Annotated in this window: 16 protein-coding genes and 4 pseudogenes; 14 read left to right on the forward strand and 6 right to left on the reverse strand. The window is 56.7% G+C overall.

Translation table 11 applies throughout. The features are described from left to right. Positions 1-377: 377 nt before the first annotated feature. Positions 378-2,606: a choice-of-anchor Q domain-containing protein gene (locus tag HX899_RS00885; RefSeq protein ID WP_180196327.1), complete on the reverse strand. Its 2,229-nt coding sequence runs from the start codon at positions 2,604-2,606 to the stop codon at positions 378-380. A gap of 428 nt (positions 2,607-3,034) precedes the next feature. Here HX899_RS00885 and HX899_RS00890 point away from each other — a divergent pair. Then, positions 3,035-3,202, forward strand: a pseudogene (locus HX899_RS00890) (IS6 family transposase); the annotation flags it as partial. 375 nt (positions 3,203-3,577) lie between these two features. Here the strand turns inward: HX899_RS00890 and HX899_RS00895 are convergent. Continuing rightward, positions 3,578-3,769: pseudogene (locus tag HX899_RS00895) on the reverse strand (transposase); the annotation flags it as partial. A gap of 235 nt (positions 3,770-4,004) precedes the next feature. Here HX899_RS00895 and HX899_RS00900 point away from each other — a divergent pair. The 4 genes from HX899_RS00900 to HX899_RS00915 are packed head-to-tail and all read left to right on the forward strand — an operon-like array spanning position 4,005 to position 9,307. Continuing rightward, positions 4,005-4,871: a WecB/TagA/CpsF family glycosyltransferase gene (locus HX899_RS00900; protein ID WP_138334195.1), complete on the forward strand. Its 867-nt coding sequence runs from the start codon at positions 4,005-4,007 to the stop codon at positions 4,869-4,871. A gap of 7 nt (positions 4,872-4,878) precedes the next feature. Continuing rightward, positions 4,879-6,372, forward strand: a complete 1,494-nt coding sequence (locus HX899_RS00905) for a sugar transferase (RefSeq protein ID WP_181291447.1) — start codon at positions 4,879-4,881, stop codon at positions 6,370-6,372. A 45-nt stretch (positions 6,373-6,417) separates the two neighbouring features. Continuing rightward, positions 6,418-7,461 carry a UDP-glucuronic acid decarboxylase family protein gene (locus tag HX899_RS00910; protein WP_138390057.1) on the forward strand — a complete coding sequence of 348 codons (1,044 nt, stop codon included), beginning with the start codon at positions 6,418-6,420 and terminating at the stop codon, positions 7,459-7,461. A 4-nt stretch (positions 7,462-7,465) separates the two neighbouring features. Then, positions 7,466-9,307, forward strand: a complete 1,842-nt coding sequence (locus tag HX899_RS00915; RefSeq protein WP_181291448.1) for a glycosyltransferase — start codon at positions 7,466-7,468, stop codon at positions 9,305-9,307. A gap of 178 nt (positions 9,308-9,485) precedes the next feature. Here HX899_RS00915 and HX899_RS00920 read toward each other — a convergent pair whose 3' ends face one another. Then, a complete protein-coding gene (locus HX899_RS00920) occupies positions 9,486-10,262 on the reverse strand; it encodes a response regulator transcription factor (protein WP_138334189.1) in 777 nt (258 codons plus the stop codon). A 552-nt stretch (positions 10,263-10,814) separates the two neighbouring features. Between HX899_RS00920 and HX899_RS00925 the strand changes: the two genes are divergently transcribed. Genes HX899_RS00925 through HX899_RS00950 form a run of 6 tightly spaced genes read left to right on the forward strand, consistent with a single transcriptional unit; the run spans position 10,815 to position 16,346 of the window. Further along, positions 10,815-11,321, forward strand: coding sequence for an acyltransferase (locus tag HX899_RS00925; protein WP_138334187.1), 507 nt, complete (start codon positions 10,815-10,817; stop codon positions 11,319-11,321). Next, positions 11,318-12,355: a Gfo/Idh/MocA family protein gene (locus HX899_RS00930; protein ID WP_138334185.1), complete on the forward strand. Its 1,038-nt coding sequence runs from the start codon at positions 11,318-11,320 to the stop codon at positions 12,353-12,355. The genes HX899_RS00925 and HX899_RS00930 overlap by 4 nt, the downstream gene beginning before the upstream one ends. Beyond that, positions 12,352-13,455 carry a DegT/DnrJ/EryC1/StrS aminotransferase family protein gene (locus tag HX899_RS00935; protein ID WP_181291449.1) on the forward strand — a complete coding sequence of 368 codons (1,104 nt, stop codon included), beginning with the start codon at positions 12,352-12,354 and terminating at the stop codon, positions 13,453-13,455. The genes HX899_RS00930 and HX899_RS00935 overlap by 4 nt, the downstream gene beginning before the upstream one ends. Beyond that, the gene (locus HX899_RS00940) at positions 13,445-14,164 is read left to right on the forward strand and encodes a DapH/DapD/GlmU-related protein (protein ID WP_138334181.1); all 720 of its coding nucleotides are present in this window, start codon (positions 13,445-13,447) and stop codon (positions 14,162-14,164) included. Before HX899_RS00935 ends, HX899_RS00940 begins: the two co-directional genes overlap by 11 nt. Beyond that, positions 14,161-15,135, forward strand: a complete 975-nt coding sequence (locus HX899_RS00945) for an NAD-dependent epimerase/dehydratase family protein (protein WP_181291450.1) — start codon at positions 14,161-14,163, stop codon at positions 15,133-15,135. Before HX899_RS00940 ends, HX899_RS00945 begins: the two co-directional genes overlap by 4 nt. Continuing rightward, positions 15,132-16,346, forward strand: coding sequence for a DegT/DnrJ/EryC1/StrS aminotransferase family protein (locus HX899_RS00950; protein ID WP_181291451.1), 1,215 nt, complete (start codon positions 15,132-15,134; stop codon positions 16,344-16,346). The genes HX899_RS00945 and HX899_RS00950 overlap by 4 nt, the downstream gene beginning before the upstream one ends. A gap of 218 nt (positions 16,347-16,564) precedes the next feature. On the opposite strand, the pseudogene HX899_RS00955 reads toward HX899_RS00950, so the two are convergent. Both HX899_RS00955 and HX899_RS00960 read right to left on the reverse strand, forming a co-directional pair. Continuing rightward, a pseudogene (locus HX899_RS00955) lies at positions 16,565-16,720 on the reverse strand (O-antigen translocase); the annotation flags it as partial. A 246-nt stretch (positions 16,721-16,966) separates the two neighbouring features. Then, on the reverse strand, positions 16,967-18,286 hold the full coding sequence (locus HX899_RS00960) for a polysaccharide biosynthesis/export family protein (RefSeq protein WP_407073867.1): 1,320 nt from the start codon (positions 18,284-18,286) through the stop codon (positions 16,967-16,969). A gap of 565 nt (positions 18,287-18,851) precedes the next feature. On the opposite strand from HX899_RS00960, the gene HX899_RS34835 reads away from it, so the two are divergent. Next, the gene (locus tag HX899_RS34835) at positions 18,852-19,079 is read left to right on the forward strand and encodes a hypothetical protein (RefSeq protein ID WP_210273680.1); all 228 of its coding nucleotides are present in this window, start codon (positions 18,852-18,854) and stop codon (positions 19,077-19,079) included. A gap of 19 nt (positions 19,080-19,098) precedes the next feature. On the opposite strand, the pseudogene HX899_RS00965 reads toward HX899_RS34835, so the two are convergent. Beyond that, a pseudogene (locus tag HX899_RS00965) lies at positions 19,099-19,266 on the reverse strand (IS3 family transposase); the annotation flags it as partial. Positions 19,267-19,632: 366 nt separating this feature from the next. On the opposite strand from HX899_RS00965, the gene HX899_RS00970 reads away from it, so the two are divergent. Then, a complete protein-coding gene (locus HX899_RS00970; RefSeq protein ID WP_181291452.1) occupies positions 19,633-21,519 on the forward strand; it encodes a N,N-dimethylformamidase beta subunit family domain-containing protein in 1,887 nt (628 codons plus the stop codon). Between the two features lie 212 nt (positions 21,520-21,731). Further along, on the forward strand, positions 21,732-22,201 hold a 470-nt coding region (locus HX899_RS35635; protein ID WP_210273681.1), incomplete at its 3' end, for a TylF/MycF/NovP-related O-methyltransferase.

Genomic DNA, 22,201 nt, shown 5'->3' on the forward strand with positions numbered 1-22,201 from the left:
ATACGACGAGCGGTGTTCCCGGGGCGTTCCGGTAGTCACTGGCGAGATCTGCCCGAGCGGCTTGGGAAGGCGATGAGGAAATTCGCCCAGGCCCAGACGACATTCGCCGTCGGTGAGCCGAGCTTTGCCCCTTGCGCGAAGGGAATGCAGAACGGCCTGCCGCTGACCCCGTTGACGAAATGCGGGATGCCGTTGGTCAGAAATGCCGCGGCGATGAAATGGGCAATCTAGGCGATCCAGGGCAAAGGTTTCTCCGTTGCGGCCTGAGTGGCGTCAACGGAGAATGTGGCCGGGTTTTTTTCGTGCCGGCAAGCGGAGAGACACGACTACCCGTGACGCTGTAGGCCCGCCGCCTGAAAGGCGACGGGCCGACCTGGTTAGACAAGCAGGAAATCTTTGAAGTGAAGTGCTGCGGAATTATCGAGATCCGCGACATGGACGGCCGCGCCCGCTGCGCTTCCATCCGCGTCATAGGATAGAATGCCGCTCTTCTGATCGTAGATCAGCTTGTCATCAGCCTCCAGCGCTTTTGTTCCCAGAACGAAATTCTCGTCCGAAAATTGGGATAGGCTGAGCGCGGCGAAAATCGAATGATCGAGCATCAGCTTGTCGCCCGCCGCGGAGGAAAAATCCCGGATGTGGTCGACGCTGATATTGTCGGGCTTCACATTGAAGACGAAGGTATCGCCGCCGCCGCCGCCGGTCAGAATGTCTGCGCCGGCTTTTCCGAACAGCTTGTCGTTGCCGAGTCCGCCGTTCAGCTTGTCCGCGCCGGCCCCGCCATCGAGAATGTTGCTGCCGCTATTTCCGGTCAGCACGTCGTTGTAGCTGGAGCCAGTCAAGTTTTCGATGCTGACGAACTTGTCACCGGCGGCATGGCCGCCCGTTGCCGCCCCAGTCGCCAAGTTGACGTTGACCCCGCCGGAGCCCGCATAGCCGGCCGTGTCGTTGTCGGCACCACCATTGAGGACGTCCCCGCCGGCGCCGCCGCTGAGCTTGTCCGCGCCAGCCCCGCCATTGAGAACGTTGCTGCCGCCATTGCCGCCGGTCAGCACGTCGTTGTAGCTGGAGCCAGTCAAGTTTTCGACGCTGGCGATCTTGTCACCGGCGGCCTGCCCGCCCGATGCGGCCTTGGTCGCCAAATTGACGCTGACCGCGCCGGAGCCCGCATAGCTGGCCGTGTCGTTGCCGCTGCCGCCGTCGAGCACGTCCGCGCCGGCGCCGCCCTTCAACACGTCACTGCCGCCGAGACCCTTGAAGGTTTCGTTGCCGCCGTTGGACTGACCGGTGTGTGGCAGGATGTCGTTGCCGTTGGTGCCGGTGAATACCTTCGTCGGTGTGGTTGGCGTTCCCGGTTGCGTCGGCGTGGTTGGCGTTCCTGGGTTCGTCGGCGTAGTTGGCGTTCCCGGTGTCGAGCTGGAGCCAGATTCGTAGGCACCCATGTCGACAGTTCCAACGACGCGAGCGTGGCCGTCCAGATCGACCGAGCCGACGCCGTACTTGCTGGTTCCGCTGTCGATCGCCGACGAGCCGGAGCCGAGGTGGAAGTTGTCGCTCGCTGCCCCCGCGAACTTCGGGTCGATGCCGAGCTTGTTGCCGTTCGCCGCGCTTGGCATCGCGTTGCCGCCGTCGGTCTTGACCGATGCCTGACCGGCCGTGCCGTTGTAGGTGATGTTGTTGGCCCAGACGACGTTAGTGTTCTTGTAGCTGTCGGTCGACGTGTTATCGATCGCGGTGTTGTTCTTGTTCAGCGATGGGTCCGCCACGGCGATGTTGTTGACCCAGGTGTTGTTGCTCGACGCCGAATTGCTGAGCTCGCCGCGCCAGGTGCCGCTGTTCGCCGGGTCCTGATTGTTGTGGTATGCGGTGTTGTTTTTCACCGTGACGGAGTCGCTCCAGGTAACCTGGATGCCTTTGCCGCCGTTCTCGTAGACGAGGTTATTGTCGACCAGGGTCTTGAACGTGTAGTTCGGATGACCGCTCGTCTGCGTGCTCTGGAAATCGTCGATGATGATGCCGTTGCCGTCGGTGTGCGCACCCGACTTCGTGACGTTGTCGTGCGAGATGTTGTCCCGAACGATCGTCCGGTAGCCGTCGGTCGAGGTATCGCCGGTGATGTTCCGGTTCTGGTAGATCGAGATGCCCGAGAACCAGCCCGTCGACGCGTTATTGTAGGTCTCGTTCCCTTCGATGCGAATGAAGTCCGACCAGTTGAACTGAATGCCCGACTCCCCGCTGCCGTGGACCTTGTTGTTGAGAACTGAGATGTGGTGGACATTGTTCGCTTCGATGCCGTCGCCTTTGGCGCCGCCGATGTCAAAGCCGTCGATTGTCACGTAGTTGGCGTTGACACTGATCGCGTTCCACGAGCCCGCGGGCGGCCGGATCAGCGCCCCGCCAGGCACTTCCGAGCGCAGTGTGATGTCGGCTGCCGCCGAGCCGTCTTTGTCGATGTTAATAGCCTCGTTGTAGGTCCCCGCCTTCACCACGACCTCGTCGCCGGGCTTAAGGTTCGACGCCATCGCGTCGCCGATCGTGCGGAAAGGAGAGGAGGTACTGCCGTTACCACCGTTGCTGCCAGTCGTTGCTACGTAGTATGTTGTCATGGTCTTGTTCCTCAACCCCCGCCCGTTAATATTTGCGGTTAATCCTGCGTTACGGCGGCAGGTTATAGGGCGACATTCTGGAGGGCGCAACAGCAACGCAACAGTAAGTGCTTGAGAAGCATAGCCTTATTGCTGCCACAATATCTTAATCGATCCAAAGTTACGTTTTGAAATATTTGGTGAATTTCGAGTCGCCCAAAATGTGGCAGCTTTAATATCTCGCTTGCCGCGAGTTATTCTTTCTACAACCATGGCGACATGCATCCATTGAAAACTTTAGAAAATCCTGATGGGCGTGGCTGGATTGTCCCCGCCAAATGCGGAATCGACATTTTTTTCAGAATTCGGCAATTTTGGGCAGTATCGCCTTACGATTGGTGCTGATCGAGATGGCAATGTGAGGTCGACCGTAGCGATTCGACCAACCCATTGCCCAGCATTTCAAGCGCCACCGCTTTCCCGCCGAGATCATCGGGCATGCGGTGTGACTACACTTTCCGTTTCCGCTGGGCCTGCCTTATGTCGACAATCTGCTTGCCGAGCGTGGAATCGATGTCTCGTTCCAGACCGTGTCTGAGTGGGCGATCAAGTTCGGCCGCTGGTGCGAGACCTCGGAACGGTGGCGCTTAGATCGGTGGCCTGGGAAGTCCCTCTCTATGGAATCCGGCTTGCTCCGTCGGCTGACCCGGCTTGGATCGATCCGGTGTGCAAGATGCATGCACCATATTCATCTAATAAGCGGGCCGCCCCGCAGGGTCCCTGGTTTTTCTCGCCGCGTTGTAAAGAAGCATATCGACGGTTGCCGCAGACCTATGAGTTGCCCCGGTCGCAGTAAACGGATGGGGACAACTGTTTAACTCGGATGGCAACGGTGATGGCCGCCGCTTCGATCTTGCTCTGCATCCGGCAGTCCCGGTAGAAGATCAATGGTAGCGGACGCTTTGCCTCCCTAGAGCGTGGCGACGATTTAACTATTTGAGCCACATTGCGATTGCGGCGAGCTTGGCCAATCCCATGACGTTCACGAGCAGTTTGTCGTATGGGGTTGCGGCGCGTCGAAACTGTTTGAGCTTGCTGAAGAAGCGCTCGATGCGATTGCGCTCCTTGTAGAGGTCTGCGTCGTGGGCGCGCTGCACATTTCGGTTGCGCTTTGGCGCGATGACGTGCTGCGTTCGGCTTTGCCGAGATCAAACCGCTCTTTCGGGACAGCGCTCATCAAAAAGAGCAGCCTGGCAAGCAGTGGGGGTACGTTGCCTTACTTCGAATATGTAACCGATCTCGGCGTAAGACGTAGAAACATGAAGTCTCTTCTACGTCCAATAGTTAGAGCCGCAAGTATGGAGGCAATCGTCTTGGCAGCATATTCTGATGACAGTTTAGATCGCGAAAGCGTAGGTCATGAGAAAGCAATCAGCAGACGGAAGCCAAGATTCAGTTCTCAATCAAACGAGTTCTTTGGAATGTATTAATGTCCTTGGTGTTCGCATTTCGGCAGTTAATCTCAAAAGCGCGACTGGATTTATTCAAAAAGCGATCGAAGACGGCAGGAAGGAATATGTGTGCGTTCGCGACGCGCACGGTGTGGTCCGGTGTCAAGATGATCCCGAGCTCCGGTCGATACATAACCGGGCTTTCCTCGTAACACCCGATGGCATGCCGTTGGTATGGGCATTGAAGCGTGCCGGTCATGCTGAAAGCGATAGGGTCTATGGACCTGACCTGATGTTATCCGTTTTCGATGCCGGCAGCTCCAAGGGCTTGCGCCACTTCCTTTATGGCGCAACGGCCGAAACGCTCGAACAGCTGCAGGCGCGCCTTCTCGCAAAATTTCCGCAAGCACGGATCGTCGGCTCCTATGCGCCACCTTTTCGCAAACTGTCGACGCGGGAGGAAACGGAGATTGCTGACCAGCTCAATCGATCGGGCGCCGATATCATCTGGGTCGGGCTGAGCAGTCCCAAGCAGGAACTCTGGATGGCGCACATGCGCGATCGTCTGGAAGCATCGATGCTCATCGGTGTCGGAGCCGCATTCGATTTCCACGCCGGCCTCAAGCGGCAGGCTCCAAGGTTCATTCAAAGAAGCGGCTTCGAATGGGCGTTTCGTCTTTTATGCGAGCCGCGACGGCTGTGGCGGCGCTATGCGGTCGTCGTGCCGACCTTCATCTCACTGACGGCATTCCAGAGACTGGGGCTTCGGAAGTTTCCGATCGAAGACGCGGTTTTTGGATCAAGCGCGCCAAAAGCAGCAGCTGTAAAGGTGTAAAGCCATCATGTCCTTATTTGCGTCGCCAGCAATGACACCGGGTCCGTCGAAGGCAGCCACATCAAATGACATGACCTCGCGGGCGAATGCGGCAGGTTCCGTGCCGCCCATAGCAGCTAAGACCGCCGATCCCTTTGACCGGGCAGGGCTGAATATGCCCGCCGCACTACAGCGCCGGCTTCCTCGGCTTGCAACTTCGTCCTTGCTGGTCGCCGGCGACATTGCAAGCTATTTGGTTGCTTATTTTGTTGTCCTGTCCTTTTTCCCCAGTGGTTTGGAGGGCACGCTGGCGGCGCGTACGTTCACGATCGCAGCACTCGCCGCGATTATTCTTTACGCATCGGCCGGCCTCTATCCTGGATATCGGTTGCATGATCACGAACATCTGCGGCGGCGCACTGTAGCTGCCGTCAAGGTGGCTGTCCTGGCGGCGTTTGGAGCAATTATCCTGCCGGAGGGGGAACGACTGCTGCTTGCCGTCATTGGGTTCCTCGCTCTCGGGCTGATTGTTCAGCCATTTGTGCATTGGCTTGCACAGGGCCTGTGCTGGAAACTTGGAGTCTGGGGGGAGCGCGCGGTTGTCATAGGGGGAGGCAACCTTACTCCCGCTCTCGTGGCCCATTTCAAGAACCACTGGCAGTATGGCATCAGGCCGGAGGCCATTTCCCCCGATAGTTTGGAGGCATTGCCCGACGGCGGGCCATCCATTGCCGTGATTGCGGGCGACAGAGGCGCGCTTGCACCCGATTTGGCGGCTATGCGTCGGAAGTTCGCCGAAGTCATTTTGCTGTCCGATACGCCGAGCCTCAAGGTAAGCGGATTGCGACCTGCGGATGTCGGCGGAGAAATCGGTATTCGCCTCACCAACAGTAGGAGTTCAGTGAACTCGGACCTGGTTCGCCGGATCCTCGATCTCGCAATCGCCATCCCTGCAACAATCGTGGTCGCGCCATTCATCGCGATTGCAGCGGCCGCAATCTATGCCATCGATCCAGGCCCCGTCTTCTTCCGGCATACCAGGGAAGGGCTGTCCGGTAAGCCGGTGCACGTCCTGAAATTGAGGACGATGTACCAAGATGCAGAACAGCGCCTTGAAGCACTATTCCGAGACGACCCTAACATGCGCGCCGAGTGGTTGAGTCACTTCAAGCTCAAGGACGATCCGCGCATCCTTCCGGTTATAGGACATATGCTGCGCGCTTCGAGCATCGACGAGCTCCCGCAACTGGTGAACATCATTGCAGGGGATATGGCCTTCGTCGGACCGCGTCCGTTTCCAGAATATCACCTCTCAGCGATGGATAGCGAATTTCGTGACAAGCGGCGTTCGGTAACACCGGGGCTGACGGGCCTCTGGCAGATATCCGAACGAAGCAATGCGGATATCGAACTGCAGCAGCAACTCGACGAGTTCTACATCGACAACCGGTCTCTGTGGTTCGACTGCCAAATTATTCTCAGCACAATCCCTGCGGTCTTCAAACGCAGGGGAGCCTACTGACCATCCTCGCTTCCGCGAGGCAACCATCAACAACGGAGCATACCAATGCACGGACAAAAGCGAATTATGGTAACCGGCGGCACCGGGTTTTTGGGATCATTCCTGTGCGAAAGGCTTTTGCGAGAGGGCAATGACGTCCTCTGCGTGGACAATTACTACACCGGTTCGCGCGACAATGTGCTGCATCTTCTTGACGATCCTCGCTTCGAGGTGCTCCGCCATGACATTACCTTCCCGCTCTATGTGGAGGTCGACGAGATTTACAACCTCGCCTGTCCGGCATCTCCGGTCCACTATCAGCACGACCCCGTGCAGACCGTGAAGACCAATGTACACGGGGCCATCAATATGCTCGGCTTGGCAAAACGCACCAAGGCGAAGATCTTCCAGGCATCCACAAGCGAAGTTTATGGCGATCCGGCAGTCCACCCTCAACCCGAGGAGTATCGAGGCAGCGTCAATCCCATAGGACCGCGGGCATGCTATGACGAAGGCAAGCGGTGCGCCGAGACGCTGTTCTTCGACTATCATCGTCAATATGGCGTGGAAATCCGGGTGGCGCGGATCTTCAATACCTACGGTCCGCGCATGCAGACCAATGACGGCCGTGTCGTCTCCAATTTCATCGTTCAGGCGCTTCGAAACGAGCCGATCACCATCTTTGGCAACGGCAGGCAAACACGATCGTTCTGCTATGTGGACGACCTGATCGACGGCTTTATCCGTCTGATGGGCGCGCCCGCTGGGGTCACGGGGCCCATCAATCTCGGCAACCCCGGAGAATTCCAGGTCCGTGAATTGGCGGAAATGGTGGTCGAAATGACCGGATCGAAGTCCGGCATCGTCTTCAAGGATCTGCCAGTTGACGATCCGACACAGCGCAAGCCCGATATCAGCCGCGCAACGCAACAACTGGGCTGGCAGCCGAAGGTGAACCTTCGTGAGGGGCTTGAGAGAACGATCGCTTATTTCGAGTGGAAGCTTTCCGGCGGCGCAAGGAACTGGCCCAGCGCCAAGTCCTCGCAAGAGGCTTATCCGCATCTGGCGTCCGCGAACGTCGAACTCACTGCTCCTGAAGCCATTCGATAGGGACATGAATAGCAACGTTAATAATCGAAAACCGCGGCTCGTTTTTTTTCAATGGGACCATCAGCCCAATGCGACCGCGGCCGGTTACCTGCTGCTGCACATGCAGCAGCAGGTCAAATGCCTCGCAACACATTTCGATGTCGTCGTCATTAACCGCGACTGCGACTATGCAGAGATATGCGACAGGTACGAGCCGGATCTGACGCTGTTTGAAAGCGGTTATCGGTCGCATGGGTCGCGTCGGATAAAAATCACCAACACCAATACCCATATCGCCGTTCCGAAGCTTGGCCTTCATAACGCCGACGCATGGTGCGATCGACGCGCGGGCTTCCTTTCCGATATGGAGCAGTGGGGCATCGAGACGTATTTCGCGATCGCAACGATGACTCCGGAATATATGCCGGCGGTGAAGGAGAATCTGTTCGTCTGGCCAAATTTCATCGATCCCGAAGTCTACCACGACTATGGCCAGCAAAAGGTCATCCCGGCCATGCTCACAGGTCAGGCCTACGGCCTTTATCCCTGGCGACAGACGGTCTTTCCGATGATCCGCGACCGTTACCCCTGCCTGGTCTCGCCGCAACACGCCTATGAGAGCAAGCTAGCTTCCCAGCTCCTGTCTGGAGAGGCTTATGCGCGCGCGCTCAACGCGAGCCTCATCGTCCCCACATGCGGCACTATGGGCGGCGAGGTCGTACGCAAGCACTTCGAGATTCCCGGGGCAAATGCCTGTCTCGTGACCGAACGCACGGCAGCAGTGGAGGCAGCCGGCTTTGTCGACATGGAAAACTGTGTCTTTGTTGACGGCCACAACGTCGTCGAGCGACTAGATTACCTTTTTGCCCATCCCGACGAAATACGGCGTATCACGACAGCCGGTTACAGTTTGATCCATGCGTGTCATACACTGAGCCACAGGCCGCAAATATATCAGTGGTTCATGCTGAACAAAGGCCTGCAGTTCGGCGAAAAGATCATCCAGTCCGGCCCCTTCGGCGATCTTACAAAGGTCCAGCGGATCTCCAAGCAAGAGAGCGTCCATGTCGTGGGGGAAGCGAGCGATCGCGCTTTGCTGAAGCAGGGCGACCTGCTTCTCGAGCAGGGCAGGGTGGAGGAAGCCAAGCAGTGCTACGCGCGCTGCCTGGACTATGTATCCTACCTGCCCGAAGCCAAATTCCGCCTTGCCATCTGTGCATTGCAGGAGGGCGACGCCGATCGCGCCTATGACCTTCTGGTGGATCTGGTCAAGGTGACCATGACCGAATATGGGGCACTCACCCCGGATCCGGCCGAGTGGGCGTACTTCCTTCTCGCTTTGATCTGCAGAGGCCAGTTTGAGCGGGCGCGGAGGCTGCAAGATTTCTATCCATCTCTATCCCACGACGAATTCAGGCGCGCGCGCCTCGTCATCGCGCAACTCGGTGGCTCAGGCGATGGGGTCGTGTCGGGACGGTATGGCAGGGATCGAAAAAGCATTCATCAGATTCCCGATCGGAGCGATTCCGATTGGCTTGCATGGTTCTCCGATATTCTTGAGCGCTGTCAGCAGCCAGATCTTGCAAATGTTCTTCGTCGCGCTCCCGTCGGCGGAAGCAACGCTGGCGAGAAAGTAACATTTCTACACTTCAAACGTGACGCTGGTTGGCGTCTGCGACTATATTCAGGCGTCGATGGCCTGATGGTCAGACTGCGCCTGAATGGCCTGCGGCCGAATGTACCGCCGCTGCCTGAGTTCCGATATTTCTGGCATCTTGCGCGGGGTCTGGTCCCCCATTCGCAGAGAGGCCCGTTGCGCAGGATCCGAACAGCGCTTTCCAGGCTTCCTATGGGCACCGGCAATTAGCTGTGGGAAAATTGCACATGCAGACAGTCTCACCTGGAGAGGCGTGCATGACAAACTTTCCAGGTGAGGCTGAAGATGCAATCGCGGACTCGGTGGCGTATTTGCCGTGCAGCCACCGAGGATGTTTAGAGCGAGAATGCGCTCCTGATGCGATCCAAGATCTGATCGGCCGACCGCATCAGCACAGGCTGTTTGTCGCAGAGCCGCCCGAAAGAAAAAGATCGTTGAGCTTGAACACGACTTCCGTTCTGTTCGTCGCTTTGACCTTTTTCATAATATTGCGAACATGCACCTTTACAGTGCTTTCTCGCAGGTTGAGCTCATAAGCGATAATTTTGTTTGCCTTTCCGCGTCGGAGCGCCTCCACGACTTCGACCTGACGATCCGTGAATATGCCGGATAGCGGGCGTGCGGTCGAATTGCTCGAGTCCAGCAAGTGACGCATGGCAAACAGGGCGCTTGCAGGCACAAAAATTCCTCCTGCCACCGACAGCGCGATCAGCTCCATACAGACGCTGACGCTGACTGAGGCGGGTATGAACCCTTTGGCTCCGTACTCAAGTGCCCTAACGATTTGACCGAAATCGTCGCTATCGGCCAATACGATGAGTGGCGTCGATGCGAATTCCGACGAAAGCTTCCGGATTTGCTCCGAAACGGTCGGTTCATCGATCTTTTTGCCGCCGACGTTCAAGAGGATTGCCGAAAGCGGAGGATATTCGTCGCGCTTCTGCTTCCACTCCTCAATTGATCCAAAAGCCAGAATCTGCAAATCCGCTTTTTGGGCAGCCATGCATTGCGCCAGGCATTGACGATCGAGCTCACGATTATCGAGAATGACAAGAGAATGCGTGTGTCTTCCCGGCACGGCAGATGTGTTCGGATTATCTATCCTGAGGGGAAGAGCTACGTTCTCCTGCCTGAGGTCCAAATTCGATATAAGTGCTGAATTCACAGCTTCACCCTCCCCTAACACGTTACGCTCAACTACGACCCGAGTACCGACCCCTCTCAATACGGGGGTTTAGGAAACTCTAAAGTAGGAATCGAATACCACAATTCGCGGAGCGTTACAGTAGCTAATATAGGCTAAGTAGCGCGCAACTTCCATTGTAAGCCGGAAATAGAAAGATAAATCTGAAGTAGTCTTGAGTGTTACTAGATAGATTGCAGAATAAACTTCATCGTTACACCGTGCTTTGCGACGGGCCACTAAATGCATGGAAACAATCGCAGTCTCCGGCGTAGGACCGGCAACGGATGCGGTAGGTGAGCCCGCCACCAACGTTGGTCTATGTATGAACATGGGCGTAAGTCATCATAAGTAGATACGCCTTTAGGTGAATAACCTTAAACGTTTTGTTTCTTTACTCAGATGCAGAAAACAATTCTCTTTGGGATGTAGAAAAATATTAGTCCTGTCGGTGTGAAACCTTGGGTGCAATTAGGCGATTGTTGGTTTCAACTGAAAGTCTGGACCTGTTCAAGAGTTAGGGGTTTTGCAGGGATGATTGCATCAAACGTCAAGCTGGATGACGGCACCATTATCCACCATCCGGACCTCGTGAATCTTTACGGTTGTACGATCGGTGCCGGAACGCGCATCGGCACCTTCGTTGAGATTCAGAAAAACGTCCTAGTCGGAAAAAGCTGCAAGATCTCCAGCCATTCCTTCCTCTGTGAGGGCGTGACGCTGGAAGACGGCGTTTTCATAGGCCACGGGGTCATGTTTACGAATGACATATACCCGCGCGCCGTCAATCCGGATAGCAGCCTTCAGACGGAGGCCGACTGGATTGTCGTCCCGACCCTGGTCAAGCGCCATGCGTCGATCGGCAGTAACGCCACCATTTTGCCTGGCGTCACGATCGGAGAGGCTGCGCAGGTCGGCGCTGGAGCGGTTGTAACAAAGGATGTGCCCGATGGCGCCATTGTCGCTGGCGTTCCGGCCAGGATGATCGGTCGCGTTAATGACGGGCCAGTCGACATGCACGCGTTGGGAGGAATGAAATGATCGGCATCGCTGTTGTTGGGTATGGGTATTGGGGCCCGAATCTGGTTCGCAACATCTCGGAGGCGGCCGGAGCGCAGCTCATTTCTGTCTGTGATCTCAATGTCGAACGGTTGGCGGCTGTCAAAAGCCGGTATCCCGCGGTGACGATCACCGATGATTTCGAGGAAGTGCTGCGCGATCCAAGAGTGGATGCCATCGCTATCGCGACGCCAGTCTTCACCCATTTCAAGCTCGCAATGCAGGCTATGATGGCCGGAAAGCATGTCTTCGTCGAAAAGCCGATGGCATCGACGACGGAGGAAGCTTCGCGGATGGTCGAAGAGGCCACACGCCGACGCCTCGTGCTGGCGGTGGATCATACCTTCGTCCACACCGGCGCCGTCCGCAAGATGCGCGAACTGGTCGAGAACGGCTTAGGCGACATGTATTATTATGACTCGGTTCGGGTCAATTTGGGGCTCTTTCAGCATGATGTCAGCGTCATCTGGGACCTCGCGGTGCATGATCTCTCCATCCTGGACCATGTTGTGCAGGAAAGGCCGGTGGCTGTTTCAGCGACAGGCATGAGCCATGTACTCGGCGAGCCGGAAAACATCGCCTATCTGACGCTCTTCTTCGAAAGCAAGCTCATCGCACACATCCACGTCAATTGGCTGGCGCCGGTCAAGGTGCGCCGCACGCTGATCGGTGGCAGCAACAAGATGGTCGTCTACGACGATCTGGAGCCCAGCGAAAAAATCAAGGTCTACGACAAGGGCATCACGCTGAACCCCAATTCTCAGGCTTATGGCGAGAAAGTGCATCAGATGATGGTCGGCTACCGCAGCGGCGACATGTGGGCGCCCAAGCTCGATATGACCGAAGCACTGAAACGCGAACTGGATCAGTTCGTCGAGTGCATCGAGCAGAATTCGCGGCCCATTACGGACGGCCATGCCGGCCTGCGCGTCGTTCGCATTCTGGAAGCAGCAAGCCGGTCGTTAGCCCAGCGCGGCCGCATCATCGAGCTCGAAGAGGCAAGGCGCATCGCATGATCCCGTTCCTGGACATTAAGGCACAATATCAATCAATCAAGGGTGAGATTGACGCCGCCGTGCTCGGCGTCCTCGCCTCGGGGCAGTACGTATTGGGCGACGAGGTCGCGCATTTCGAGCAGGAATTCGCCGACTATTGCAACGTCAAGCATGCGATAGCCGTCAACACCGGAACGAGTGCCCTGCATCTTGCCCTGCTTGCGACGGGCGTTGGTCCCGGCGATGAGGTCATTACGGTGCCATTCACGTTCGTCGCAACCGTGTCGGCGATCTGCTACACGGGCGCACGACCCGTGTTCGTCGATGTTGAGCCCGTGACACTCACGATGGATCCGGCGGAGGTCGAGGCAAAGATTACTCCCCGCACCAAGGCCATTGTTCCCGTCCATCTCTACGGTCAAATGGCCGATATGGACGCGATCAAGGCAATTGCCGACCGCCACGGGATACCCGTCATCGAAGACGCCTGCCAGGCCCATGGCGCGCAATACAAAGACCACCGCGCCGGCAGTATCGGCCTATCCGGCTGTTTCAGCTTCTATCCGGGCAAAAACCTCGGCGCCTGCGGCGAGGGGGGTATGGTCGTTACCAATGACGATGATCAGGCCAAGACGATGCGCATGCTGCGAGACTGGGGCCAGGAGCAGCGCTATCACCATCTGCTGAAGGGCTTTAACTATCGCATGGACGCCATTCAAGGCGCGATCCTACGTGTCAAGCTCCGGCACCTTGAAGCCTGGACCGAGGCGCGTCGCAGTCATGCGCGCCGCTATTCTTCGCTGCTTGCCGGATCGACGGATTTGACAATCCCTGTCGAAGCAGCCGACCGGCGTCACGTCTATCATGTCTATGCCATAAGAAGCCGTGATCGCGATGGGCTTCAACGCCTGCTCAGCGCGGAAGGCATTCCGTCCGGGCTCCATTATCCCATCCCTGTTCATCTGCAGAAAGCCCATGCCGACCTTGGTTACCAGGCCGGGGATTTCCCGGTCTCGGAAGCCGCGGCACGGGAGGTCCTCTCGCTGCCGATCTATCCAGAGATGCCTTTACGACACGTCGACCAGGTGGCCGCCGCACTGGAGTATGCTTATGTCAGTTAACCGCGCCGGCGAGGCTCGACTGGTGCAGGCGGTCCATGGTCGCCATGAAAGGCCGGCAGATCCTGGCTACCAAACTGGGTTGGTCGAAGAGCTCAGGCAATCATACGGGCGCGCTGGTCTGATAGACCTTTACGGTCGTTTCGCCACGGGCGACGGTGTCGTCGACACACTGATGCGGAAAGCCATCTGGCAAGCGATCGCGCGGAGCTGCGGCGCGGGACTGCAGGTTGCGGGCGGCGCCGGTTTCAAACATCCTGAAACGTTTGAAATCGGCAATGGCGTGTTCATCGGCGCTCAGGCCTATATCCAGGGACGCTTCGACGGCACTTGCGTAATCGGCGACAATGTCTGGATCGGCCCGATGGCCTATTTCGACGCACGCGACCTGGTTATCGAGGATTGTGTCGGCTGGGGCCCTGGCGCCAAAGTGCTTGGGTCGACCCACACCGCACTGCCGGTGGATGTGCCGATCATTCGCACGGATCTCGAAATCAAGCCGGTTCGCATCGGCGCATGGGCCGATATTGGAACGAATGCAACTATTCTTCCCGGCGTGAGCATCGGAAAAGGGGCGATCGTCGGAGCAGGCGCAGTCGTTGTTTCCGATGTCGAACCGTTTTCAGTCGTGGCGGGTGTGCCGGCGAAGTTCATACGCTGGCGCACGGAAGCCGATCCTGTGCTGGATATATCGCATGGAGGAAGATCGTGAGAGATCAACGGGTACTCATTACCGGCGGGGCCGGCCTGATCGGGTCGCATATCGCCGATCTCGTCGCATTGGAGAAGCCGCGCGAGATTATCATCCTCGACAACTTCGTGCGTGGACGCCGGGACAATCTCAGTACGGCAATAGCTGGCGGGTCCGTCAACATCATCGAGGGAGATATTCGTGACAGAGCGTTGTTGGCGAAAACCTTCGAGGGCGTGGATATCGTCTTTCACCAGGCGGCCATCCGCATCACGCAATGCGCCGAAGACCCACGGCTTGCCTTCGATGTACTGGCCGAAGGCACGTTCAATGTTCTCGAAGCTGCCGTAAAGGCAGGTGTGTCGAAGGTCGTCGCTGCCTCTTCTGCCTCTGTGCTGGGTTTGGCCGAGAGCTTTCCGACCACCGAAGCGCATCATCCCTATAATAACAGGACGATCTACGGGGCGGCCAAGACGTTTAACGAGGGGCTGCTTCGCAGCTTTGCGGAGATGTACGGCCTGCGCTATGTGGCGCTGCGCTATTTCAACGTATACGGGCCGCGAATGGACGTTTACGGCGCCTATACCGAAGTGTTGATCCGCTGGATGGAGCGCCTGGCGACCGGAATGCCACCCCTTGTCTATGGAGATGGCAGCCAGACGATGGACTTCGTCGATGCACGTGACATCGCCCGGGCAAACCTGCTGGCTGCGAAGAGCGATGTCACGGATGAAGTATTCAATGTCGCGAGCGGCGAGGAAATAAGCCTCCTGCAACTTGCGCAGATGTTGAGCAGCATCATGGGTGTCTCACTCGAACCGCAGCATAAGGAAGCCCGCACGGTCAACGGCGTGACCCGTCGTCTTGCTGATATCAGCAAGGCCGAGAAGCTTCTGGGCTTCAAGGCGGAAATATCGATGGAACAAGGGCTTCGCGACCTTGTCGCCTGGTGGCAGTCGAAGACCGATGCGGCAGGAGGGCAAGCTGCATGAGCCCGTCTCTATCAATAATTCCGGTCGCCAAACCCGTCCTCGGAGAAGAGGAGGCCGAGGCCGCGCGCCGCGTTATCCTGTCAGGATGGGTGACGCAGGGACCGGAAGTCGCAGCCTTCGAGGGCGAATTCGCAGCCTTTGTCGGCGCTGCACATGCCTGCGCCGTTTCAAACTGCACGACCGCACTGCATCTCGCCTTGATGGCGGTCGATGTCGGCGCCGGCGATGAAGTCATCACGGTCAGCCATTCGTTCATCGCCACCGCGAATGCTGTTCGATACTGCAATGCGGTGCCTGTCTTCGTCGACATCGAAGCAGATGGTTACAATATCGACCCCAGCCTGATCGAAGCAGCCATCACGCCCCGCACCAAGGCAATCCTATGTGTGCATCAGCTTGGCATGCCTTGCGATCTCCGCTCCATCGTGGAGATCGGCAAGCGCCATCAGCTCCCGGTCATCGAAGATGCGGCATGCGCGACGGGAAGCGAAATCCTGTGGGACGGGCGTTGGGAAAAGATCGGCAAGTCGCATGGCGACATTGCCTGTTTCTCCTTTCATCCCCGGAAGGTCGTCACGACAGGTGATGGTGGCATGCTGACCACCGCCAATCCCGAATATGACCGGAAATTCCGGCTGTGGCGTCAGCATGGCATGAGCGTTACCGATGCTGTTCGCCATGGCTCGAAACAGGTGATTTTCGAAGACTATGACGAACTGGGCTACAACTACCGTATGACGGACCTTCAGGCTGCCGTCGGAAGGGAACAGTTGCGGCGGTTGCCGGGCCTGATTGCACAGCGGAGGCGGCTTGCTGAGCAATATTGTGAGCGCCTGTCTACGATCCCTGGGATCTCACCGGTCGAGCCGCATTGGGCTCGCAGCAACTGGCAGAGCTTTTGCGTGAGACTGCCTGATGCCGTCGACCAGCGGACGGTCATGCAGGCATTGCTCGATCAAGGGATCTCGACCCGGCGCGGTGTGATGAATATTCATCTGGAAGGTGCCTATTCCGACCAGAGTTCTCATCGCGCCGCCACAAGTCTGAAGCGAGGCGTGGCAGCGCAACGGCAAACGATAGTTCTGCCACTTTATGCTCAGATGACGGATCTCGACATCGTCAGGGTTGTCGAAGCACTTCGAAGCTCATTGGCTGAGGCTGCCGTCATACCCGCCGCCGCACAGCACGATCGGGACATCGCGCTTGTGTGATTTCCTGATTGCGTGATGCAATCTTCGTTGTGCCGCAGGGCCATTTTTTGTTAGAGCCTTTCCTGGTCAGATTGCAGCATTCTGTTGGCTCAAACGGAGTCGGATGATCGACCGGCCGGCGCGCGTCGTAGCCCAGCTCTACGGCCAAGCCGGCCGGTCGATCAGGCGGCCCGTTTCAGCCAACCCGAAGGGCCGGGCATCTTTCCGCCAGGATCAAAGAGCCCCACGCCTTCTGGCCCAAGCAGAACGGCCAGGGCCTTGTTGCGAATGATGCTCAAAGCGACGTTCACGAGCGAGAAACCGCCCATCAGCATCGTCGACTTGAGGTTCTGGGTATAAGTCTGCCCACTGGCTGGGATCATGCGCAAAGTCATCAATTATCCTTAGCCGCTATGCTGTGGGACGGGATCTCCGGCGCGCTGTCGCCGACATGTTGCCCAACGCCACTTCGAAGATACGCGGCACAGGCATTGCTGTTGGGGCAGGAAGCGAATTCAAGACCTGGTCGGGTCTATGCCAGCTTGTATCAAGAGCGATTTCTCTCGCGCTGGTGGTCTGAGCGCCTCGGCGCTGCTCGATCGCCCACTGGGGGTTCGTTTGCAATACGTGCTTTTCGCGGGTCACTGGCTTGCCTGACTGGCGTGTGTCTCAGTTTCACGCGGCAGGTCGGCAGGGGCGGCCCGAGACACGCCATCCGCAATGCGGGTTCGGACGATCCTCACCACATCACCCGGTATCAGCGCCGTTGTTTCGGAGGCCTGGAACTGCTTGATTTGCCCTTCGTTTCGCCGGCTCACCGTAAAGGTCAGCGGGAGCTCCTCGCCGCTGGTATTCGAGCTTCCCCCTGCCGCGAGCTCATCGAGAAGCAGTTTTTGCGTTATCTCGCGCTTCAATTTGAACTGATCGAGACTTGCCTGTTCCGACTGCAATTCGGAAGCGACTTCGCTTCGCCGCGTGTCATAAAGCCCCTCGAGATTTCGCGTTGTCTCACTGATCGCCTGACGGCCCCGCATGATGGCGGTGACAAGGTCGAGCCGATTGGAGCGGTAGGTGGTGAGCAACCGTTCCAGATCCAATTGACGCGACGAAACGGTGAGGCCTTTCGTGACCAGCGTTTTGACGCTGGTCAGCTGGTCCTCGATCGATTTGATATTGTCTTCCGAGCCTTGCACCTTCTCGCCTAGCATGCCGACTTCACTGTTCAAAAGATCACGCAATTCCGTGAGCGCCTTCGACTGCCTGTCCAGCGCATTTGCACGAGCCTGAAAAATGACCCGTTCCTCGTTGTATATTCCCGCAGCGTATTGCTGATCGACGCCGAGCGTCTGATCGAACGTTATCTCCTTCGCCCCGGTCATCTCTGCTTGGAGCCGTGCTAATTTGGCAGTGCTGCGCAGCAGCGAGTGGTCGACGTCTCGCAATTCGCCTGCGAGTTTGATCGTCTGCGATTGCTGCAGACTTGGGGCGCGCAACGGGCCGCCGCTCAGTGCCAGTGACTGCAGGACGGTCAGTCCAGGGCGGAATTTGTATTCCCCGGGCTTGGTTACGTCTCCGACGACGTAGATTGGTGGGTATTCGAGAATTTCGATGGTGACCGCAGGTGCCTGAACCAATCCGATTTTTTCTTGCAGACGCTTGGCAATCTCGTTGGTGAGGCTGGTGTTATCGCGATTGCCGACGGAAAGGGATCCAAGAAAGGGCAAAAAGACAGCGCCTTCATCCGAGACGGTGTATTCGCCGCCAAGCGCATCCCAGCGTTCATATTGGCCTTTGGACTGCATCCATTGGACAATCGTCAGGCGGATTTTCGTTTGCGGAGTCAAGGGGGCGCTATCGGCGAGAGCTGGCGACACAGCTCCGGCAAGAAAGGCGAGTGCACCGATGACAAACGTCGCGCGAAAGAACACGTGTGGGGCGCGGTGCGATGAATTCATATACATATATCTCGCCTGCAAAACATCCTTAAAGGGATGCTGGTCCAACTGCCTTGATTCTGTTCGCACGCCGGACGACAAGTCCGAAGCCGCGTCCCTAGTGTGCAGTCTGGCGACGCCTTGAGGAAGGTGGAGATCGTTTATTTTGCCTCATCACTATTGATGAGGTGGGGCGGGTACTTCAGCCTAAATCCAACAGAAACACATATCTTCGGCGCGACACCGAGGCATCGCCCGGGAAAATCAACAGGTCATGAGATCCCAGCGGCTTATGCCATTGCACGAACGGTCCAGTGCGTGGCTTCCTGCTTGGGGGGCCAGCCATGCGGCGATGTCGAAAAAAGACACCGCTTGCGGCTTCAGGCCTTGTACAGGATGCGGCGCATCTTGCCGACCTCGCGCATCTCGCCATCACCTGGGCCATGCAACACGCCCGTTTGCCCAAAGGATGCCGCCCTGCAGAGCGAAATTCGTAGGATATACTCTCCCATTTTCGACTATACTTCACAGTTGCGTATCGCATGATCCTCATACATTCGACCCTGACAATCTCGCGAGAGAGGTGCCTGCCATGTATCGCAACGCTCGTCAGTGGACTTCGCGCTCACTCCTGGTGGATTCCTTGGTTCCCCGATGGTTGACCGTCGGCGGAAAGGGAAGGCAATCGAGTGCGGCGGCTGGCGGCAATGGTGTCTATGCGTATGGCGGGTCCGCCACCACAGGTCTCTTCCCGACCAGCACCTATGATCCAGCGAACTGCTATGCCGATGTGGTCTTCCGGCCGCAGCTCGTCGCGTGAAGTGTCTTCATCGGGAACCTCCTTGGGCAACAGGAGTGGCCGCGATATCTGTTTTGTCGTCTGGGCTTTGGAAATCCTCGCGGAAGATCTCGGCCTCCAGCGTCTTGCGGCCGAGCATGCGTTCCAGCTCACGCACCCGCTCTTCGAGCGTCTTGACCTCGGAATTGCCGACGACAGGTTCGTTGGACATAAGCCTGTCCTCAAGCCTGTGCTTGAGCCTTTCTGCTTATGCCGACTGTCTGGTCGAAATGGGGGCAGTTCACAGGAAGAGCGAATTAGCAGACCCCCAATTGGAGGATGAATGGCCGCGCCGATGCAATCAAACGGGCAGTGATAGCCCCCGCTACGTAGCCGAAAAGCGGTCTAAGTCGGGCCAATGGGCCGTTGAGGGAAACCTACTAAGGGTCTATAAAGCTTCGCGATAGGTCGTTGCAGAACGCTGGTTTCGTACTGTCATCGGAAGGCTCTGAAATTATAGGCTCCCGAAACGCGGCCACGCCCAGCGAATAAATAATCACTACGTACCAATGTGGGATAACGGTCAGGGGGACCCATGCAAGGCAGTGTCAAGAGTGGCGCGCAAAAGATACCCACTTCGTCGAACGAGGAACACACCTATTATGTTCTCCTTAGAGGGAGCGCCACTGTTGGAAATACGCTGACCGCAAATGTTTTCAATGAATGCGGCCAAAGTCCTGAGAAGGAGGCGGCTTACGGTTGGCAGCAAGAAGTTGACGGGGCATGGACGAATATTGCCGGAGAGACGAGTGCTCGCATCAGAATACCGTCGGGTCTTCTTGGCAGACAAATCCGAGCTCTAGCAGTCGTATCCACGACCGAGGGCCTTAACAACTTCACCAGTCAGGGCATCAGAGTGGACGCTCAAAACTCAATTGTAATCGAAAATCTAAATGCCGGAACAACTGATTGGAAGATTACAAATTTGGCGACGAACCACGAGATCGAGGCTTATGCGGATGCAACAAGTATAAATGCAGGAGACCCCTTGAACCTAAAGGTTTCTTTGTCTTCCGCTGGACAATATAATCTTGAGGTCTATCGCCTTGGCTACTACGGCGGTGCAGGCGGTCGACTTATAGCCAGCGCGCTCGGTCTAGACGGGTTAACTCAATCAAGCCCCACCATGACCAATCCTGGCACGCGTTTGATCGAATGTGTATGGGACGTATCGTATGAACTGAAAACATCTGCAGCTTGGACAAGCGGGCTTTATGTTATCAAGTTAACTGATTGCAGAAGCGGCAAGCAGTCGCTTGTCCCGTTTGTTCTGCGCAAAGACAATCACCCCAGCGACATAGGCTTTCAGGATGCAGTAACGACTGCTCAAGCGTATAATATATTCGGAGGCTTCAGTGTATATGATGCTAATAGCACCAGTAACACAAGAGCATATCAGGTAAGCTTTGATCGCCCCTATGATGCCACACATCTCGGATTCAGCAATACTGATGGTTTCAATTGTAATAATATGCTCACTTGGGAGTACAACATGGTCCGCTGGTTGGAGTCGCAGGGTTACGACATATCCTATTACACCAATGTGGATGTTCACAGCAACCCTTTACAAATTCTTTCGCACAGAATATTTCTTTCGGTAGGTCATGATGAGTATTGGTCGATGGAACAGCGTAATAGAGTTGAGTCGGCACGCGATAATGGTATTCATCTCGCCTTTTACTCTGCTAATACTGCTTATTGGCAGGTTCGGTTCGACTGCTCAAGCCGGGGGCAGTCGAACCGCGTTGTTACCATATACAAGGATTCATCGGGTATTGGCGCCGGCCTATCTCTCGATCCGGTGGCTCAGCTAGATCCTCCTGCGTCAACTTCAGTGTTTCGCTCTAAGGAGGTCAATAGACCGGAGAATGCACTGATGGGGGTGGGCTATGTATCCGATCAAGGTAACATCTATGAGGGGTTTGATTTCATCGTTTCTAATGCTGCTAACCCTATCTACGCGCACACAGGTTTAAGAAACGGCGATAGGCTGAAGGGACTGGTCGGGTACGAATGGGATGCGGTTCTAGACAACGAAGAATCTCCCGACGGGCTCGTCATTATTTCGAAATCCTCTACACGTGCCAACGAAATTCTCCCACCACTGCCGGGTGGCACACGTCCAAATATCTCTCATGCTATCTGTTACAGAGCAGTGAGTGGAGCGCGAGTGTTTTCGACTGGATCAATTCAATGGGTATGGGGCTTAGACAACAGCTGGGCTTTCCAACCGCCTCAGTTCACGAGAAGTTGGCGGAGAAGAATAAAGAACTGGATAAAGGGTTTGGTGTCTCTAGTCGTTACTGTTCCGATAAGGAATATGCCATGCGTAGATAGCCGCGCGCAGCAGATGACGGTCAATCTTTTTTCCGAAATGGATGTAAGACCGCAGACCCCCTCCTCTTGGCTTACTTTGTCGTGATGAACCGCCGAGTTATCTGCCAACGCTTTGAAGGTATGCGAGTGAGGACCAGAGATGATCGTATCATGAAAACAGATCAGCTTTGCCAACGACGAGTACGTCGATGAGAAGGGCAAGACACGACGCTAGCGGGTTTCCCCCGCCAAGGGAGTCGTAGGGAGTTCAGTAAGGCTTCGCCGAGGCGGACGCTGTTGCGGGGAGATGGAGGCGTTATGAAAGCAGTAGATAGAGTTGCGCGTGGGGCGCGTTGGCGCCTCAACGCGCTTTTGGAACGCGCCCGTCGGACCGCCTACCCAGGGACCGTTCGGCAGGCTTGGTCAAGGGTGCGCGCCGAACACCTTTCTTACACGACTGATCGTCAACTTAATCAATTGCTTGAGGTAGTGCGTCGTACCGCCCCGAGCGGAGCGCTGATCATTGAGGCAGGTTGCGCGCGCGGCGGTTCAGCAATTCTCATGTGTTCCGCCAAGTCGCCTCAGCGCGCTATACGCGTGTACGACCTGTTCGAGATGCTCCCTCCGCCTTCGGAGCACGATGGCGACGACATGAAAGCTCGGTACGCTGAAATCACTGCCGGCGAAGCCGTCGGCCTTGGAGGCCAGCAATACTATCTCTATGATGATGACCTGATGGCGACGGTGACGAACAACTTCGCTAGGTTTGGTTATCCCGTCGAGTCCAA

Origin of the sequence: Rhizobium sp. WYCCWR 11146 (assembly GCF_013591995.1) — a bacterium.
GTDB classification, from domain to species: Bacteria; Pseudomonadota; Alphaproteobacteria; order Rhizobiales; family Rhizobiaceae; genus Rhizobium; species Rhizobium indicum.